This is a genomic window from Bradyrhizobium sp. GW821-FHT12B03, from assembly GCF_058807535.1.
In genome coordinates this window covers 403,096-419,512 of record NZ_JBXAQU010000002.1, presented here as the reverse complement: position 1 = coordinate 419,512, position 16,417 = coordinate 403,096, and the positions used below count along the sequence as shown (strand labels likewise).

The window sequence follows — 16,417 nt, the reverse complement described above, 5'->3', positions numbered from 1 at the left end:
TCACCCGATCACGGCGCGCGCGACGTCGAGCAGCGCGGCCTTGACGTCGGCATCATCCGTCAAGGGCTCGATCATGCCGGCAAGGACAGCGTCCGCAGTCGGCGTGCCCGCGGCGATCAGGGTGGCGCAATAGACGACGAGACGGGTCGAGACCCCCTCCTCCAGATCGTGCCCCTTCAGTGCGCGCAGCCGGCCGGCCAGCAGCACCAGCGGCCGCACGCGCTCCGGCGACAGCCCGCTCTCGGCGGATACCACGGCGATCTCCTGCTCGGGCGGCAGGAAGCCGAACTCGATGGCGACGAAACGCTGGCGCGTCGAGGGCTTCAGCGCCTTCAGCAGCGTCTGGTAGCCGGGATTGTAGGACACGACGAGCATGAAGCTCTTCGGCGCCGCCAGCTCCTCGCCGGTGCGCTCCAGCGGCAGGATACGGCGATCGTCGGTGAGCGGATGCAGCACCACGGTGACGTCCTTGCGCGCTTCCACGACTTCGTCGAGATAGCAGATGCCGCCTTCGCGCACCGCGCGCGTCAGCGGACCGTCGGTCCACACGGTGTCGCCGCCCTTCAGGAGATAGCGGCCGGTGAGATCGGCGGCGGTGAGATCGTCGTGGCAGGCCACGGTGTGGAGCGGCAGTCCGAGCCTCGCCGCCATATGCGCGACGAAGCGCGTCTTGCCGCAACCGGTCGGCCCCTTGAGCAGGACCGGAAGCTGATGCCGCCAGGCATGCTCGAACAGCGCGCATTCGTTGCCGCTGGCGACATAGGCCGGAAGCTCGGGCGCGGGCGCCGCGACGGCGAGAAGTGCTGCTTTCATGGTCATTCTCCGGATTCACATCGAGAGGGCGGCCGCGGGTTGCGCGGCCGCCCTCATACTCATTCGGCAGGCTGCAGCGCGCCGGGGATGACCGTCTGCTTCTCGCGGCCGGGCACCAGCACCGCCCAGACGAACATCAGCGCGGAGATCGCGACGAACACGCCGGAGCCGAGCCGGACCCAGTAGAACACCGCGATCTGATCCTGCACGTCCATGTAGCCCTGGCCGAGCACACGTTGCAGATGGACCTGGACCACGCCGGCGAAGGTCAGCGCGAAGGTCATCACCATCATCGCGGTGCACATGATCCAGAAGCTCGCCATGCTGAGCCACTGGTTGTAGGGCGCGCGTCCGCGGATCTGCGGGATCGCATAGGCCATCACCGACAGGTTCAGCATGACATAGGCGCCGAAAAAGGCGAGATGGCCGTGCGCCGCCGTCACCTGGGTGCCGTGGGTGTAGTAGTTCACCGACGACAGCGTGTGCAGGAAGCCCCAGACGCCGGCGCCGAGGAACGCCATCACCGAGCAGCCGACCGACCACAATAGCGCGGCGCGGTTGGGATGCTTGCGGCCGGCCTTCCAGGTCATCTGCACCGTGAAGATCACCATGGTGAAGAACGGCGCGACCTCGAGCGTCGAGAACAGCGAGCCGATCCACTGCCAGTAGCCGGGCGCGCCGATCCAGTAGAAATGATGGCCGGTGCCGAGGATGCCGGAGAACAGCGCAAGGCCGATGATGACGTAGAGCCACTTCTCCACGACCTCGCGGTCGATGCCGTTGAGCTTGATCATGAGATAGGCGAGCACGGAGGCCATGATCAACTCCCAGACGCCCTCGACCCAGAGATGGACGACGTACCACCAGTACATCTTGTCGACGGCAAGGTTCGCCGGGTTGTAGAAGGCGAACAGGAAGAAGATCGCAACGCCCCACAGGCCGAACAGCAGGATGTTGGTCACCGTGGTCTTGCGGCCCTTGAGCGCCGTCATGGTCACGTTGAACAGGAACATCAGGCAGACCACGACGATGCCGACCTTGATGATGAAGGGCTGCTCGAGGAATTCGCGGCCCTCGTGGTAGTGGAAGAGATAGCCGACCACGGCGACGCCGGCCGCGCCGAAGAACATCCAGAACTGGATCTTTGCGAGCAGCGGGCTGTAGAGCTCGGTCTCGGTTTCCTCGGGGAGCAGGAAGTAGGTCGCGCCCATGAAGCCGATCAGCGACCACACGATCAGCGCGTTGGTGTGGATCATCCTGACGATGTTGAACGGCAGGAGGACCGACAGCGTGTTGGGCAGGACGTAGATGGTTCCGGCGAGCAGGCCGAACAGGACCTGGGCCAGGAACAGCGTCAGCGCGCCGTAGAAATACAGCATCGCGACTTTCTGGGTCTGATATTTCATCTCGGGTTCTCTCTGTCTTGAAGCGGATGCGGCGTGCTCAGCCGGCCTTGTTCGGCGGCCAGTCCTGGCGCTTGATCGTGCTCACCCATTGCAGGAAGTCGGAGAGATCGTTGAGCTCCTGGTCGGTGAGGTTGAACTGCGGCATCTGCCGCCGGCCCTCCGCGCCCGACGGCTGCGACTGCATCCAGGCCTTCAGCGTCTCGCGCGCGGCGGCCGGATCCTCCTTGCCGCCCCAGCGATCCCAGACATTGCCGACTTCAGGGGCGAAATAGGCGCCCTCGCCGAGCAAGGTGTGGCAGTTGATGCAGGAGTTCTTCTCCCAGACATGCTTGCCGCGGGCGACCGACGACGTCAGCGTCGTCGCGTCGGTCGAGGTCGTGGCCATGTAGTAGTGGCTGTGCGCCGTCAGCCCTATGAAGATGGCGAAGAAAAAGGCCGAGCCGCCGTAGAAGACGTTCCGCGCGGCCGACTTGGTCAGGCGTTCAGCCATTGCCAATCCTTTCCGGTTGATTCCTGTCGAGGTGCGACGCTGCGATTTATTGCCGCTTTGCCCGGCCGGTTCTTTGTCAGGGCGCAATGAGCGCGTCAGATCAGGGCGACGATGGCCGAGGCGGACCAGGCGAACAGCAGGACGATGACGACCCAGGCGCTGACGAGGCCGCGCCAGAGCGCCGGCGCGGTGCGAAGATCGAGGAAATCGAGCACGATCCGGCGGCCCTTGAGCGCGGCGAAGGTCAGCAGCACGGCATTGCCGAGCAGTGGACGCGTCACAAGGGATGGAACCAGAACGGTGGCGAGCGCGAGGCCGATCAGAAGGGTCCATGTGAGGTCGAGACGATCCGGACTCATCAGCGCACCAGATACAGAATCGGAAACATGACGATCCAGAGCAGGTCGACCATGTGCCAGAAGGCCGTTCCCGTCTCGACGCCGAGCACCTCCGCACTCCGGGAAACCACGGCCAGGATCACGATGCCGAGGCCGACATGCAGGAGATGGAAGCCGGTGAGAAGGAAGTAGAGCGTGAAGAACGGGCTGGTCTCCAGACCGTTTCCCTGCGCGATCTCGCCGGCATATTCGAACAGCTTGATCGCGATGAAGACGGCGCCAAGGGCCATGGCGCCGAACAGCCAGCCGCGCGCGGTGCGCTTGTCCCGCGCCCGTGCGGCTGCCGTCCCGCGGGCTGCGGCCCAGCCGCTGGTCACCAGCACGACGGTGTTGAGCCCGGCAAGATGCGCATCGAGCGTCGCCTGCCCGGCCGCGAACACCGCCGGATGGATCGCGCGGGCGACCACGAAGGCGCCGAGGAACAGGCCGAACGCGGCAAGCTCGCTGAAGATCAGCACCCAGATCATGGGATCGCCGGGGAGATCTTCGAGGATGCCCCAGCCGGTTCCCTGTGGTTCGCAATCGGTCGCCGACATCTGTTTTCCGGATCAGGACACCGGACAAACTTAGCCCGCCCGCTCCGATCCGAGTTTGTCGCCGGACAAATTGCAGGACGCCGGAGCGCGGTAAGCACCGCCTCGGCGTTCCACGGAGTGGCGAACAACGATGAGCGATGCACAAATCGGGCTGATGACCGCGACCCCCATCATCATCGCGTTCGCCATCGCGCTCAGGCGGATGGGGGTACTGTCGACGGTGGCGACCGTTTCGGCGGTGAGCCTCTCCGTCGCGATCGCGACGGTGCTGTTCACGACGCAGTCACCGCTGCCGTAGGATAGGCAAAGCGAAGCGTGCCCACCACTTCTCTCACAATTGCGGAAAGATGGTGGGCACGGCGCGTTGCGCCTTGGCCCACCCTGCGGCACTGCCGCTGCGGTTACCGCCGCTGATTGTACACGTCGATGCACACCGCCCCGAGCAGCACCAGACCCTTGATGACCTGCTGATAGTCGATGCCGATGCCGAGGATGGACATGCCGTTGTTCATCACGCCCATGATCATGGCGCCGACCACGGCGCCGCCGACGCGCCCGACCCCGCCATAGGCCGAGGCGCCGCCGATGAAGCAGGCGGCGATGACGTCGAGCTCGAAGCCGAGGCCCGCCTTCGGCGTCGCCGTGTTGAGGCGCGCGGCGAAGACGAGGCCGGCGAGCGCGGCCAGCACGCCCATGTTGACGAAGGTGAGGAAGGTCAGCCGCTCGGTCTTGATGCCGGACAGGCTGGCCGCCTTGGCGTTGCCGCCGACCGCATAGATCTGCCGGCCGATCACGGTGCGGCGGGTGACGAAGCCGTAGAGCGCGATCAGCGCGGTCATGATCACCAGCACGTTCGGCAGGCCGCGATGCGAGGCGATCAGAAAAGTGAAGTAGAGCACGGCGCAGGCCAGCAAAATGCTTTTGCCGAGGAAGAACGCATAGGGCTCGACCTCGATGCCGTGCAATTGCTCGCGCGACCTGCCCTTGGCGCTGGCGTAGACGAGGCCGAGCGCGAGCACGGCACCGATCAGCATCGACGTCGGATGCAGCGTGCCGGCCTCAGGCAGCATTTCCGGGATGAAGCCCGACGACAATTTCTGGAAGGTCGCCGGGAACGGCCCGAGCGACTGGCCCTGCAGCACCGCGAGCGCGAGGCCCTTGAACACCAGCATGCCGGCCAGCGTCACGATGAAAGACGGAATCTTGAAATAGGCCACCCAATAGCCCTGCGCCGCACCGATCGCAGCGCCGAGCACGAGGCAGGCGATGAAGGCGAGCGTGTAGTCGATCTTCCAGCTCACCATCAGCACGGCGGCCACCGCGCCGATGAAACCCGCGACCGAGCCGACCGAGAGGTCGATGTGCCCGGTGACGATCACCAGCAGCATGCCGAGCGCCATGATGACGATGTAGCTGTTCTGGAGCACCAGATTGGTCAGGTTGAGCGGCTGGAGCAGCGTGCCGCCGGTCATGACCTGGAAGAACAGCATGATCGCGATCAGCGACATCAGCATGCCGTAATTGCGCAAATTGTTCTTGATGAAGCTGCCGTGCCGGCGCTCCTCGGGCAGCGAAACCGTCTTGTCGGTCATGGCTGCGATCCTCCCATCTCCGCGGCCTCAGGCACGCCGTTTCCGTTGCTTCTCTCATTGCGCATGATGGCGCGCATGATCTTTTCCTGCGTCGCCTCCGTGCCGGGGAATTCTCCGACGAAGGCGCCGTCGTTCATGACGCAGATGCGGTCGCAGATGCCGAGCAGCTCGGGCATCTCCGAGGAGATCACCACGACGCCGCGGCCGGCCTCGGCGAGCTCGTTGATGATACAGTAAATCTCGTATTTGGCACCGACGTCGATGCCCCTTGTGGGCTCGTCCAGGATCAGGACCCTGGGGTCGGTCATCAGCCATTTCGACAGCACCACCTTCTGCTGGTTGCCGCCGGAGAGCTGGCCGGTCTCCTGGTAGACGTCGGAGCAGCGGATGCGCATGCGATTGCGATAGTCGCTCGCGACCTTCAGCTCGGCGATGTCGTCGATCACCCGGTTGGGCGCGACCTGGTGGAGGCTGGCCAGCGTGATGTTCTTGCGGACGTCGTCGGCGAGGATCAGGCCGAGCTGCTTGCGGTCCTCGGTGACATAGGCAAGGCCGGCGTCGATCGCGGCGGCAACGCTCGGCAGCACGATCTCGCGGCCTTCGAGCCTGATGCGGCCGCTGATATTGGTGCCCCAGGAGCGGCCGAACAGGCTCATGGCGAACTCGGTGCGCCCGGCCCCCATCAGCCCGGCAATGCCGACGACCTCGCCGCGCCTGACGCCGAAATTGATGGTCTTGATCACCTGCCGCTCGGGATGGATGGGGTGATAGACCGACCAGTTCGCGACCTCGAGCACGGGTTCGCCGATCTTCGCGCTACGCTCCGGGAAACGGTGAGCCATATCGCGGTTGACCATGCTGCGGATGATGCGGTCTTCCTGGATCGGCTCGGCATGACAATCGATGCTGTCGACGGTGCGGCCGTCGCGCAGCACGGTGATGTGGTCGGCGACCTTGGCGACCTCGTTGAGCTTGTGCGAGATCAGGATCGAGCCGATTCCCTGCGCGCGGAACGCCATCAGGCGTTCCAGCAGCGCGGCGCTGTCGGCCTCGTTGAGGCTCGCGGTCGGCTCGTCCAGGATCAGCATCCGCACGCGCTTGGACAGTGCCTTGGCGATCTCGACCAGCTGCTGCTTGCCGACGCCGAGATCGGTGATCAGGGTATCCGGCGATTCCTTCAGGCCGACCTGCGCGAGCAGCTCGCGCGTCCGCCGGTACACCTCGTCGCGATCGATCACGCCGAGCTTCGACGGCGGATGCGACAGGAAGATGTTTTCCGCGATCGACATCAGCGGGATCAGCGCCAGCTCCTGGTGGATGATGATGATGCCGAGCGCCTCGGAATCGTTGATGTCGCGGAAACGCCGCTCCTCGCCCTCGAAGACGATGGTGCCCTCGTAGCTGCCTGCGGGATAGACGCCGCTCAGCACCTTCATCAGCGTGGACTTGCCGGCGCCGTTCTCGCCGACGAGGGCGTGGATCTGCCCGGCCTCAACCGAGAAGTTGACGTCGCGCAACGCCTGGACGCCGGCAAAGCTCTTGCTGACGTTGCGCATCTCCAGCATGGCGGTCATGGCTTGGTGTCCTTGGAACGGTCGAATGGTATCACGGCATCCACATCGTCATTGCGAGCGCAGCGAAGCAATCCAGGCTCTTTCCGCGGTGGCAGACTGGATTGCTTCGCTGCGCTCGCAATGACGGAGTTCATAACAGCCGCTGCCCGTGTGGTGAGAGCCCCCTCACCCTAACCCTCTCCCCGCACGCGGGGAGAGGGAATAGACATCCTACTGGAACTGCGACTTCTTGTAGTAGCCGCTGTCCACCAGGGTCTTCTCCCAATTGTCCTTGTAGACCACGACCGGCTTGAGCAGATAGGACGGCACGGTCTTGACGCCGTTCTCGTAGGTCTTGGTGTCGTTGACCGTGACCTGCTTGCCGGCGAGGGCGGCGTCGACCATGTCCGCGGTCACCTTGGCGAGATCGCGGGTGTCCTTGAAGATGGTCGAGTACTGATCGCCGCGCAGCATCGCCTTGATCGAGGGCACCTCGGCGTCCTGACCGGAGATGATGGGCATCGGCTGGTCGGCGCTGCCGTAGCCGACGCCCTTCAGCGAGGAGATGATGCCGATCGAAAGCCCGTCATAGGGCGACAGCACGGCGTTGACTTTCTTGTTGCCGTAGTAGGCGCTGAGCAGGTTGTCCATGCGGGCCTGGGCGGTGGCGCCGTCCCAGCGCAAGGTCGCAACCTTGTCCATGCCCATCTGGCCGGACACGACGACGAGCTTGCCGCTGTCGATATACGGCTTCAGCACGCTCATCGCGCCGTTGTAGAAGAAGTAGGCATTGTTGTCGTCGGGCGAGCCGCCGAACAGCTCGATGTTGAACGGACCCTTGCCGTCCTTGAGGCCGAGCCCCTGCACGATCGACTCCGCCTGGAGCACGCCGACCTGGAAATTGTCGAAGGTCGCGTAATAGTCGACGTTCGGCGTGCCGCGGATCAGGCGGTCATAGGCGATCACGGTGATGCCCTTGGCTTTCGCCTGCTTGAGCACGTCGGACAGCGTGGTGCCGTCGATCGCCGCGATCACCAGCGCCTTGGCGCCCTTGGTCACCATGTTCTCGACCTGCGAGAGCTGGTTCGGAATGTCGTCCTCGGCATATTGCAGGTCGGTGTTGTAGCCGCGCTCCTTCAGCACCTTGACCATGTTGTTGCCGTCGTCGATCCAGCGCGCGGATGATTTGGTCGGCATGGCAATGCCGACGGTCGCCTTGTCCTGGGCGGAGGCGGAAACGCCTGCGGCCATCGTCGCAGCACCGGCCAGCGCCAGCGCGAGGAAGGTCGTCTTCAGTTTCAGCATGTTTCACTCCCTTATGTGTCAGACTGTTTCTTGGGTTTTCGAGAAAGTCGGTCGGATGCCTGGGGGTCTCCTATGCGAGCTTGACGTCGGGCTCCGCGCGACCGCGTGCGGAGGCCTCGAGCAGAAAGGTACAGCCGGCCTGCGGATCGGCGGCGCGTGCCGCAGCGTCCATGTCCTGCCAGGCCGAGGTGACGAGCAGGCGCGACAGGTCGGGCCCGACGAAGGCCGGGCAACTGGACTGCTTGGCCGGCACGCTCAGTGAGCGCAAGCGCTCGCCTTGCGGAGAGTAGACATCGACACGGCTCGCGCCCCAGCAGGCGTTCCAGATGTTTCCGTCGGCGTCGCACACCGAGCCGTCGAGGCCGCCGATGCCGGCGTGGCGCAGCAGCACCTCCGGCTCGCCGCGCGGCAGGCCGGCGGCGGGATCGAGCGGCACCGCGTAGAGCACAGCGCGCACCGTGTCAGTGAAATAGCCGGTGGCTCCGTCCGGCGAGAAGCAGATCGAGTTGGGAATGCTGATGCCGGGAAACAGCGTCGAGATCTTGCCGTGGTGAAGTGCGTAGATCGCACCCGCCCCCCGCTCGGCCTCCTTGCCCATGGTGCCGATCCAGAACGTGCCTGATGGATGCACGCGGCAATCATTGGTGCGCGTCGCGGGATCGTCGGCTTCGAGCGGACAGAACAGCGTCATCGTGCCATCGGCGAGCTTGCGGATGTAGAGCCCATCCTCGGCGACGATCAACTGCCGCTCCGCATCGATGCGCCCGAGCGCGCTCGCCATCCGGCCGAGCGCATGGATGCGGATCGCGCCGCTGCCGAGATGCGCCTCGAACAACTTTCCCTCGCGGATATCGAACCACCAGGCGGTGTCCGTCGTGACGTCATAGGTCGGCCCTTCGCCGAGATGACATTGCTCGGCGGACAGAACGGAGGTCGGCACCTGCTCGATCATGGCGTCCTCACTGCAAAGCGATAGACGGTGTGATGCCGGTAGACTTGGCCGGGATCGAGGCGCGGGCTCGGGAAATCCGGCCGGTTCGGCGCATCAGGCCAGATGTGCGGCTCCAGGCACATCGCGTCCGATTGCCGGATCAGCTTGCCGCCCTTGCCCGAGATCGTGCCGTCGAGATAGTTGCCGGAATAGACCTGAAGGCCGGGCTGATTGGTGAGGAGCTCCATGACGCGCCCCGAGCGCGGCGCTTCCAGCCGCGCCGCGAGTGCGAGCTTGCCGTCACCGCCGAGGCAGTAGGTGTGGTCGTAACCCCTGCCGCTCTGCAATTGCTCATGGCTCTCGCGGATGCGCTCGCCCACGGCATGAGCCTCGCGGAAGTCGAATGGCGTTCCCGCCACCGCGCGCGGTGGCTCCGGCAGAGGAATGGCAGTGGGATCGATGGCGAGGAAACGGTCGGCCTCGACCGTCAGCTTGTGGTCGAGGATGGGCGTGCCTGATGTTGCGCCTTCCAGATTGAAGAAGCTGTGGTTGGTGAGGTTCACGATCGTCGAACGATCCGTCCGTGCTTCCATCATCAGCGACAGCTCGGCCGGGCCGGTGACGCGGTAGGTCAGGCGCACGTCGAGGCGGCCGGGATAATTCTCTTCGCCGTGCGGGCTCGTATAAGTCAGCGTCACCGCGGGCTCGGCGCCCTCCTCGATCGCGGCGATGTCCCAGAGCTTGCGATCAAAACCGTCGAGGCCGCCATGCAGCGCGTTCGGACCGTTGTTGACGGGAAGCTGGAAGGTTTCGCCGTCGAGCGAGAACTGCCCTTTGGCGATGCGGTTGGCGTAGCGGCCGACGGTGGCGCCGAGAAATTTGCGTTCGGCGAGATAGCCGGCGAAGGCGTCATGGCCGAGCACGACGTCGTCAAAGCCGCCTTTGCCGTCAGGCGCGATCAGCGCCTGGATCACCGCGCCATGGGTGATGATGCGGGCTTCGAAACCGCCCTCCCCGCGCAGCACGATGCGCTCGACCTTGCGGCCATCAGGCAGCGTTCCGAAGATCTCTTTTTCTATTTTTGCGCCGGCCATGTTCAGTCCACGAAGGGTTCGACGATGTTGCGCTTGCCGAGCAGGAAGGCGTCGGCGACGAGACGAAGCGGCGTCAGATCGACGTCGCTCGTACCTGATGCCGCCAGCTTGACGAAGCGCCGGTACAGTTCGCGATATTCCTGATCGGGCGCCTCGGCAATGGCGTTGCCATCGACGGCCATCTGTCTGCCGCCGCCGGACAAACTCATCCGGCCCTGATCGGTTTCCACGAGGATATCCCAGCTCTGCGGCCCGGTCTGACGGAAATCGAATTCGGCAGTGACCGGCAGGCCGCCGATGTCGGTCAACGTCAGGTTCGCGGCGATCGGCGCCTGGCAATTGGCGGGAAAGGCAAGCTCGGCGGCAGTGACGAACACGGGCCTCGGCAGGATGCGGGTCAGGATCGACAACGCATTGATGCCGGGATCGAACACGCCGAGCCCGCCCGGCTCCCAGATCCAGGCCTGGCCGGGATGCCAGACGCGGACGTCTTCCTTCCAGTTGATGTGCACGGATTTGATCCGGCGCGTCGCCAGCCATTCGCGGGCCGGCTCGACCGCCGGCGCATAGCGTGAATGCCAGGTCGCAAACAGCGTACGCCTGGCGTCGGTTGCCATCGCGATCAGCGGATCGAGTTCGGCAACGCCAGTGCCGGGTGGCTTCTCCAGCATGACATGCTTGCCGGCGACGAGCGCCGCGGCGGCCTGGGAGCGCCGCACCTGCGGCGGCGTGCAGAGCGAGACCGCGTCGATTGCCGGGCCCTTCTCCAGCAGCTCTTCGATGGTCGCAAAATGCGGCAGCTCCGGCAGCGAGGCATTGCGGCTGGCCACGGCCGCGAGCGTCGCACCCGGTACCGCCGCGATCGCACCGACATGCTGATCGCGCGCGATCTTGCCGAATCCGACGATGGCGATGCGAAGGTCTGTCACGCTCATTCTCCAGTATCCGCTGACGGCAGCGCCACGGCCGGGACTGTTACGATCACGGTGCCCTCGTGGCGGCGCATGCCGTTGTGAATGACATAGACCATGGCTTCCGACGCCGCCTCGGCATCGCCGGCCGCAATGGCATCGACGATCTTCTGATGCCAGAGCAGCACGGTGTCGCGGTCCTCTGTCTCAACCGGTGCACTGAGCAGGAACGAGGCGCGCAGAGCGGCCTCGATGACATGCCCGATCGAGCGCATGAACAAATTGCCGGAGGCCCGCGCCACGGCAACGTGAAGCGCGAGGTCGGCATCGGCAAAGCCGACCGAGTCGGAGGCTTCGCACCGCATGCGCTCCATGCTGCGCCGCAGTTCGGCGACATCCTCGTCCGACCGATGCGCCGCAGCGAGCGCGGCCGCGCGCGGCTCGACCGCCAGACGAATCTCGGCGAGGTCGTTGAGGAAACGCTTGTCGATGCCGGCATCGAGATGCCAGGCCAGCACGTCGGCGTCGAACATGTTCCAGGCGGCGCGTTCGCGCACGACGGTACCGACGCGGGCCTTGGTGGTGAGCAGCCCCTTGGCCACGAGCGTCTTCACGCTCTCCCGCAGCACCGGCCGCGACACGCCGAACATCGCGATCATCTCGGCATCGCCGGGCAGGCGCGTGCCCTCCGCGTAACGGCCGGCGATGATGTCGACGCCGATCGAACGGGCCACCTCCGCGTGGTTGGAGTGAGCCCGCCGCGTCGGGATGACGACGATGCGCGAGGTCATGAGGCAGCTCCCGCACTCTTGGCCACGGGCCGGCGCGCGAGCGCGACCAGCCCCTGCTGCAACGCGATGAAGGCGAAGAGTAGCACGCCGGTCGCGATCTTGGTCCACCAGCTCGATAGCGTGCCGTCGAAATTGATGTAGGTCTGGATCATGCCCTGGATCAGCACGCCGAGGAAGGTGCCGATCACCGAGCCCTGCCCGCCCGTGAGCAACGTGCCGCCGATCACCACGGCGGCGATGCTGTCGAGCTCGACGCCGACGGCGGAAAGCGAATAGCCGGCGCTGGTGTAGAACGAGAAGACGATGCCGGCGATGCCCGCGAGCAGGCTCGACAGCATGTAGATCTTGATCGTCATCTTGCCGACCGCAACGCCCATCAGGCTTGCCGTGGTCCGGCTGCCGCCGAGCGCATAGACGTTAGCGCCGAACCTCGTGAGATGCAGCAGCAAGGCGCCGCCGATCACGATGGCGAGCATGATAATCGCGATCGCCGTCAGCCGCCCGCCGCCGGGCATGCGCAGCGCGAAGTCCGACACGGTCGAATAGACCGGCGCTGTGATCGGCACCGATTCCGTCGAGAGCAGGAAGCTCGCGCCCCGGGCCAGAAACATGCCTGCCAGCGTGACGATGAACGGGGGCAGGTCGAAGACGTGGATGACCGCGCCCATCGCCGCGCCAAAGGCCGCCGACAGCACCAGGATCGCCACGAAGGCAATCAGCGGCGGCACGCCCCAGCGCTCGATCGCCAGCGCGACGAACACGGTGGTGAAGCCGATCACCGAGCCGACGGAGAGATCGATGCCGCCGGAAATGATGACGAAGGTCATGCCGACAGCGACGATGCCGAGGAAGGCGTTGTCGGTGAGGAGATTGCCGACCACGCGGGTAGAGGCGATGTTGGGGAATTGCATGGCGCAAAGCGCAAAGCCCACGACAAGCACGATGGCCGTGATCAGGACGGGCGGCAGGCCTTTCATGCTTTCGTCCTCCGCAGCCGCGCGGCGATACCGGCAAGGCCTGAGAATCTCGGCGATTGCAGCAGCAGCACCGTGAGCACGACCACCGCCTTGACCAGCAGGTTGAACTCCGGCGGATAGCCCGACAGCAGGATGCCAGTGTTCATGGTCTGGATGATCAGCGCTCCGAGCACCGCCAAGACAAGACTGAAGCGGCCGCCGAACAGCGAGGTGCCGCCGATCACGACCGCGAGGATCGCGTCGAGCTCGAGCCAGAGCCCGGCATTGTTGGCGTCCGCGCCCATGATGTCTGCGGCGGCGATGACGCCGGCGAGCGCGGCGCAGACGCCGCACCAGACATAGACCGACAGGATCATCGCGCGGGTGCCGACGCCGGCAAGCTCGCTCGCCCGCGCATTGCCGCCGGTCGCCTCGATCAGCAACCCGAGCGCCGAGCCGCGCACCACCGCACCGGTGAGGATCAGCATGCCCAGGGCAATCACGACCGGCACCGGCAGGCCGAGCACCGAGCCATTGCCGAGCCAGACCAGATCCGGCGAGGAAAACGTCACGATGCGCCCTTCGGTAATGAGCTGGGCGATGCCGCGTCCCGCCACCATCAGGATCAAGGTCGCCACGATCGGCTGCATGCCGAGCACGGCGACGAGAAAGCCGTTCCACAAGCCGCAGATGAGGCCCGCACCAAGCGCGGCGGCCAGCACCACCGGCAAACCGTGACTGTCAGCGAGGCTCGCCGCGATCGCGCCCGAGATCGCCATGATCGCACCGACCGAGAGGTCGATGCCGCGCGTCGCGATCACCAGCACCATGCCGAGCGAGAGCAGTGCCACCGGCGTGCCGCGGTTGAGCACGTCGATCAGGCTGCCGAACAGGCGGCCGTCCTGCAGGCGCAAATCGAAGAATTGCGGCGACACCACGCGGTCGACCGCGAGGATGACGATCAGCGCGAGGATCTGGGCAAGGCCGCGGCGCGGCAACAGCGCTGTCATGTGTGGGCCTCAAGCGCAACGGTAACGCTATCGGCGGCGATGGCCGCAAGAATGTTGCCGACGTCGATCGCCTCGCCCGCGAGCTCCTCGACATGGGCGCGGTCGCGCAGCACCACGACCCGATCCGAATAGGTCACGATCTCGTCGAGCTCGGAGGAGATCACGAGCAGCGAGAGCCCGTCATCGCAGAGCTCGCGGATCAGGCGGATGATCTCGGCATGCGCGCCGACGTCGATGCCGCGCGTGGGTTCATCCAGCACGAGGAGCCGCGGCGAGGTCGCAAGCCAGCGCGCCAGCAGCACCTTTTGCTGGTTGCCGCCGGAGAGCAGGCCCACGGGGCGCTCCGGATCGGGTGGACGGATATCGAGCATCTTGACGTAGCGGCGCGCGATTTCGTCCTGCTCGCGCCGCGACAGCGGACGATGCAAGCCGCGCTTGGCCTGGAGCGCCAGCACGATGTTTTCGCGCACGGTGAGCTCGGCGACGATGCCGTCGGTCTTGCGCTCCTCCGGGCAATAGCCAAAACCGAGGCGCACGCCGTCGCGCGGCGACTGGAGCCGCACGGGCGCGCCCTCCACCCTCGCCTGTCCGCGATCGGCGCGCTCGGCACCGAACACCAGCCGCGCCGTCTCGGTGCGGCCCGAGCCGAGCAGGCCGGCGAGACCGACGACTTCGCCATGGCGCAGTTCGAGATTGAAAGGCGCGACATAGCCTGATTTGCCGAAATTCTCGAAGCTCGCGCAGACCTCGCGCGCCTGAGGCTCGCGCGTCGCGGCCCGAACGCTGGTGGTCTCGGCAAGCTCGCGGCCGAGCATCATCCGGATCAGTTCGAGCCGCGGCAGCGAGGCGGTCTCGCGCTCGCCGACCAGGCGGCCGTTGCGCAGCACGGTGATGCGGTCGGAGATCTCGTAGACCTGGTCGAGGAAGTGGCTGACGAAGACGATGCCGATGCCGCGCTTGGCCAGTTGCCGCATGATGCCGAACAGGATCTCGACCTCGTGGCGGTCGAGGCTCGCGGTCGGCTCATCCAGGATCAGCACGCGGGCGGACAGATCCACGGCACGCGCGATCGCGGTGACGTGCTGGATCGCCACCGAATAATTGCCGAGTGGCGCTGCAACATCGATGTCGAGGCCGAAATCGGCGAGCAGCGTCCTGGCGCGGCGGCGCATCTCGCCGTCGCGGACGATGCCGAAGCGCATCGGCTGGCGGTCGAGGAACAGGTTCTGCGCCACCGACAGGTTCGGCAGCAGATTGACCTCCTGGTAGACCGTGGCAATTCCGGCCTGAAGCGCGGCCTTGGCCGAACGCGGCGCGACCTCCTCGCCGCCAAGCCGGACAATGCCGGCATCCCGCGGAAACACGCCGGTGACGACCTTGATCAGCGTGGACTTGCCGGCGCCGTTCTCGCCGAGCAGCGCATGGATCTCGCCGGCGCGCAGCGTGAAGTCGACCTCCTGCAACGCACGCACCGCACCAAAGCTCTTGCTGATCCCGCGCACCTCCAGCAGGGAAGCAGCAGGATCAAGGCTGTTCTCCATATCGACGTCACTCCCACCGGTGCCCGCTGATGACGCGGACACCCAGCCTGTTCATTTGCGCAGCGGTTTCGAAGGGGGACGCCGGACCACGGGAGCGGTCCGGCGCAGCGCCCGCCTCAATAACCGAGGCCCTTCTTGCTGTCGTAGATCTTCTGCGGATCGTCGGCCGCCGTATAGAGCTTGGAGTCCGTCTGGATCCATTTCGGAGGCACCGTGCCCTTGTCCTTGAAGGCCGCGATGGCATCGAGTGCGGGTCCCGCCATGTTCGGCGTCAGCTCGACCGTGGCATTGGCTTCGCCGGCGGCCATCGCCTTGAAGATGTCGGGGACCGCGTCGATGGACACCGTGAGAATGTCCTTGCCGGGCTTGAGACCGGCTTCCTTCATCGCCTGGATGGCGCCGACCATCATGTCGTCATTGTGGGCATAGACCGCGCAGATCGACTTGCCGCCGCCTTCGGCCTTGATGAAGCTCTCCATGACTTCCTTGCCCTTGGCACGGGTGAAGTCGCCGGTCTGGCTGCGCACCACTTTCAGGTTCGCATGCTTGGCAATGGCGGTGTCGAAACCCTTCTTGCGGTTGGCGGCGACGCTGGCGCCGACCGTGCCCTGCAACTCGACGATGTTGCAGGCCTTGGTGCCGACCGTCTTGGCCAGCCAGTCGCCGGCGACCTCGCCTTCGTGCACGCTGTCCGACGTGACCGCGGTGAGATAGAGCTCCTTGCCGGAGGGATCGATGTCGCGGTCGAGCAGCACGACCGGGATCTTGGCCTCCTTGGCTTCCTTCAGCACCGAGTCCCATCCGGTCGAAACGACCGGCGCGAGGAAGATCGCATCGACGTTCTGCGCGATGAAGGAGCGGATCGCCTTGATCTGGTTCTCCTGCTTCTGCTGGGCGTCGGCGATCTTGAGATTGACCTTGCGCTTGGCGGCTTCCTGCTTGGAGACCGACGTCTCGGCTGCGCGCCAGCCCGATTCCGATCCGATCTGCGAAAAGCCGATGGTGAGCTCGCCGGCACTGGCCGGCAGCGCGAACAGCAAGGCGGCCGTGGCGCTGGCCGCAAAGAGGGCTTTAGGGGTCATCAGGCGTG

At 65.5% G+C, this 16,417-nt stretch carries 17 protein-coding genes; 1 reads left to right on the top strand and 16 read right to left on the bottom strand.

All coding sequences use genetic code 11. The features are described from left to right. The 5 genes from AC1RUR_RS05985 to AC1RUR_RS05965 all read right to left on the bottom strand — a co-directional run bounded on the left by AC1RUR_RS05985 (window position 1) and on the right by AC1RUR_RS05965 (window position 3,643). Complete coding sequence (locus tag AC1RUR_RS05985) at window positions 1–813, bottom strand: CbbQ/NirQ/NorQ/GpvN family protein (protein ID WP_492842165.1); 813 nt, start codon at window positions 811–813, stop codon at window positions 1–3. 59 nt (window positions 814–872) lie between these two features. Further along, entirely contained in the window at window positions 873–2,219 is a 1,347-nt protein-coding gene (locus AC1RUR_RS05980; protein ID WP_492842164.1) for a cbb3-type cytochrome c oxidase subunit I, read from the bottom strand. 37 nt (window positions 2,220–2,256) lie between these two features. Next, a complete protein-coding gene (locus AC1RUR_RS05975) occupies window positions 2,257–2,709 on the bottom strand; it encodes a c-type cytochrome (protein ID WP_492842163.1) in 453 nt (150 codons plus the stop codon). 95 nt (window positions 2,710–2,804) lie between these two features. Beyond that, a complete protein-coding gene (locus AC1RUR_RS05970) occupies window positions 2,805–3,068 on the bottom strand; it encodes a cytochrome C oxidase subunit IV family protein (RefSeq protein ID WP_492842162.1) in 264 nt (87 codons plus the stop codon). After that, window positions 3,068–3,643 (bottom strand): cytochrome c oxidase subunit 3 family protein, encoded by a 576-nt coding sequence (locus AC1RUR_RS05965; RefSeq protein ID WP_492842161.1) that lies wholly within the window; start codon window positions 3,641–3,643, stop codon window positions 3,068–3,070. Before AC1RUR_RS05965 ends, AC1RUR_RS05970 begins: the two co-directional genes overlap by 1 nt. Before the next feature lie 130 nt (window positions 3,644–3,773). Here AC1RUR_RS05965 and AC1RUR_RS05960 point away from each other — a divergent pair, with 130 nt between their 5' ends. Continuing rightward, window positions 3,774–3,941: a hypothetical protein gene (locus AC1RUR_RS05960; protein WP_167523648.1), complete on the top strand. Its 168-nt coding sequence runs from the start codon at window positions 3,774–3,776 to the stop codon at window positions 3,939–3,941. Between the two features lie 103 nt (window positions 3,942–4,044). Here AC1RUR_RS05960 and mmsB read toward each other — a convergent pair whose 3' ends face one another. From mmsB to ytfQ, 11 genes are all read right to left on the bottom strand, one after another. Continuing rightward, the gene (gene mmsB / locus AC1RUR_RS05955) at window positions 4,045–5,235 is read right to left on the bottom strand and encodes a multiple monosaccharide ABC transporter permease (protein WP_492842160.1); all 1,191 of its coding nucleotides are present in this window, start codon (window positions 5,233–5,235) and stop codon (window positions 4,045–4,047) included. Then, window positions 5,232–6,809: a multiple monosaccharide ABC transporter ATP-binding protein gene (gene mmsA / locus AC1RUR_RS05950; RefSeq protein ID WP_492842159.1), complete on the bottom strand. Its 1,578-nt coding sequence runs from the start codon at window positions 6,807–6,809 to the stop codon at window positions 5,232–5,234. Before mmsA ends, mmsB begins: the two co-directional genes overlap by 4 nt. Window positions 6,810–7,019: 210 nt before the next feature. Next, on the bottom strand, window positions 7,020–8,093 hold the full coding sequence (chvE, locus tag AC1RUR_RS05945; protein ID WP_492842158.1) for a multiple monosaccharide ABC transporter substrate-binding protein: 1,074 nt from the start codon (window positions 8,091–8,093) through the stop codon (window positions 7,020–7,022). Window positions 8,094–8,163: 70 nt separating this feature from the next. Next, window positions 8,164–9,045, bottom strand: coding sequence for an SMP-30/gluconolactonase/LRE family protein (locus AC1RUR_RS05940; protein WP_492842157.1), 882 nt, complete (start codon window positions 9,043–9,045; stop codon window positions 8,164–8,166). Next, window positions 9,042–10,118 carry an aldose epimerase family protein gene (locus AC1RUR_RS05935; protein WP_492842156.1) on the bottom strand — a complete coding sequence of 359 codons (1,077 nt, stop codon included), beginning with the start codon at window positions 10,116–10,118 and terminating at the stop codon, window positions 9,042–9,044. The genes AC1RUR_RS05940 and AC1RUR_RS05935 overlap by 4 nt, the downstream gene beginning before the upstream one ends. 2 nt (window positions 10,119–10,120) lie before the next feature. Next, window positions 10,121–11,047 carry a Gfo/Idh/MocA family protein gene (locus tag AC1RUR_RS05930; protein WP_492842155.1) on the bottom strand — a complete coding sequence of 309 codons (927 nt, stop codon included), beginning with the start codon at window positions 11,045–11,047 and terminating at the stop codon, window positions 10,121–10,123. Window positions 11,048–11,049: 2 nt separating this feature from the next. Continuing rightward, the gene (locus tag AC1RUR_RS05925; protein ID WP_492842154.1) at window positions 11,050–11,820 is read right to left on the bottom strand and encodes a FadR/GntR family transcriptional regulator; all 771 of its coding nucleotides are present in this window, start codon (window positions 11,818–11,820) and stop codon (window positions 11,050–11,052) included. Next, window positions 11,817–12,797 carry a galactofuranose ABC transporter, permease protein YjfF gene (gene yjfF / locus AC1RUR_RS05920; RefSeq protein ID WP_492842153.1) on the bottom strand — a complete coding sequence of 327 codons (981 nt, stop codon included), beginning with the start codon at window positions 12,795–12,797 and terminating at the stop codon, window positions 11,817–11,819. The genes AC1RUR_RS05925 and yjfF overlap by 4 nt, the downstream gene beginning before the upstream one ends. Beyond that, on the bottom strand, window positions 12,794–13,786 hold the full coding sequence (locus AC1RUR_RS05915) for an ABC transporter permease (RefSeq protein WP_492842152.1): 993 nt from the start codon (window positions 13,784–13,786) through the stop codon (window positions 12,794–12,796). Before AC1RUR_RS05915 ends, yjfF begins: the two co-directional genes overlap by 4 nt. After that, window positions 13,783–15,327, bottom strand: a complete 1,545-nt coding sequence (locus AC1RUR_RS05910) for a sugar ABC transporter ATP-binding protein (RefSeq protein ID WP_492842151.1) — start codon at window positions 15,325–15,327, stop codon at window positions 13,783–13,785. Before AC1RUR_RS05910 ends, AC1RUR_RS05915 begins: the two co-directional genes overlap by 4 nt. A gap of 116 nt (window positions 15,328–15,443) precedes the next feature. Then, window positions 15,444–16,409, bottom strand: coding sequence for a galactofuranose ABC transporter, galactofuranose-binding protein YtfQ (ytfQ, locus tag AC1RUR_RS05905; protein WP_492842150.1), 966 nt, complete (start codon window positions 16,407–16,409; stop codon window positions 15,444–15,446). Between the last annotated feature and the right edge of the window lie 8 nt (window positions 16,410–16,417).

What these genes read in the sequence shown, in the direction of transcription:
- AC1RUR_RS05985 (WP_492842165.1), bottom strand. Translation starts at nt 813, where the DNA reads ATGAAAGCAGCACTTCTCGCCGTCGCGGCGCCCGCGCCCGAGCTTCCG.
- AC1RUR_RS05980 (WP_492842164.1), bottom strand. Translation starts at nt 2,219, where the DNA reads ATGAAATATCAGACCCAGAAAGTCGCGATGCTGTATTTCTACGGCGCG.
- AC1RUR_RS05975 (WP_492842163.1), bottom strand. Translation starts at nt 2,709, where the DNA reads ATGGCTGAACGCCTGACCAAGTCGGCCGCGCGGAACGTCTTCTACGGC.
- AC1RUR_RS05970 (WP_492842162.1), bottom strand. Translation starts at nt 3,068, where the DNA reads ATGAGTCCGGATCGTCTCGACCTCACATGGACCCTTCTGATCGGCCTC.
- AC1RUR_RS05965 (WP_492842161.1), bottom strand. Translation starts at nt 3,643, where the DNA reads ATGTCGGCGACCGATTGCGAACCACAGGGAACCGGCTGGGGCATCCTC.
- AC1RUR_RS05960 (WP_167523648.1), top strand. Translation starts at nt 3,774, where the DNA reads ATGAGCGATGCACAAATCGGGCTGATGACCGCGACCCCCATCATCATC.
- mmsB (WP_492842160.1), bottom strand. Translation starts at nt 5,235, where the DNA reads ATGACCGACAAGACGGTTTCGCTGCCCGAGGAGCGCCGGCACGGCAGC.
- mmsA (WP_492842159.1), bottom strand. Translation starts at nt 6,809, where the DNA reads ATGACCGCCATGCTGGAGATGCGCAACGTCAGCAAGAGCTTTGCCGGC.
- chvE (WP_492842158.1), bottom strand. Translation starts at nt 8,093, where the DNA reads ATGCTGAAACTGAAGACGACCTTCCTCGCGCTGGCGCTGGCCGGTGCT.
- AC1RUR_RS05940 (WP_492842157.1), bottom strand. Translation starts at nt 9,045, where the DNA reads ATGATCGAGCAGGTGCCGACCTCCGTTCTGTCCGCCGAGCAATGTCAT.
- AC1RUR_RS05935 (WP_492842156.1), bottom strand. Translation starts at nt 10,118, where the DNA reads ATGGCCGGCGCAAAAATAGAAAAAGAGATCTTCGGAACGCTGCCTGAT.
- AC1RUR_RS05925 (WP_492842154.1), bottom strand. Translation starts at nt 11,820, where the DNA reads ATGACCTCGCGCATCGTCGTCATCCCGACGCGGCGGGCTCACTCCAAC.
- yjfF (WP_492842153.1), bottom strand. Translation starts at nt 12,797, where the DNA reads ATGAAAGGCCTGCCGCCCGTCCTGATCACGGCCATCGTGCTTGTCGTG.
- AC1RUR_RS05915 (WP_492842152.1), bottom strand. Translation starts at nt 13,786, where the DNA reads ATGACAGCGCTGTTGCCGCGCCGCGGCCTTGCCCAGATCCTCGCGCTG.
- AC1RUR_RS05910 (WP_492842151.1), bottom strand. Translation starts at nt 15,327, where the DNA reads ATGGAGAACAGCCTTGATCCTGCTGCTTCCCTGCTGGAGGTGCGCGGG.
- ytfQ (WP_492842150.1), bottom strand. Translation starts at nt 16,409, where the DNA reads ATGACCCCTAAAGCCCTCTTTGCGGCCAGCGCCACGGCCGCCTTGCTG.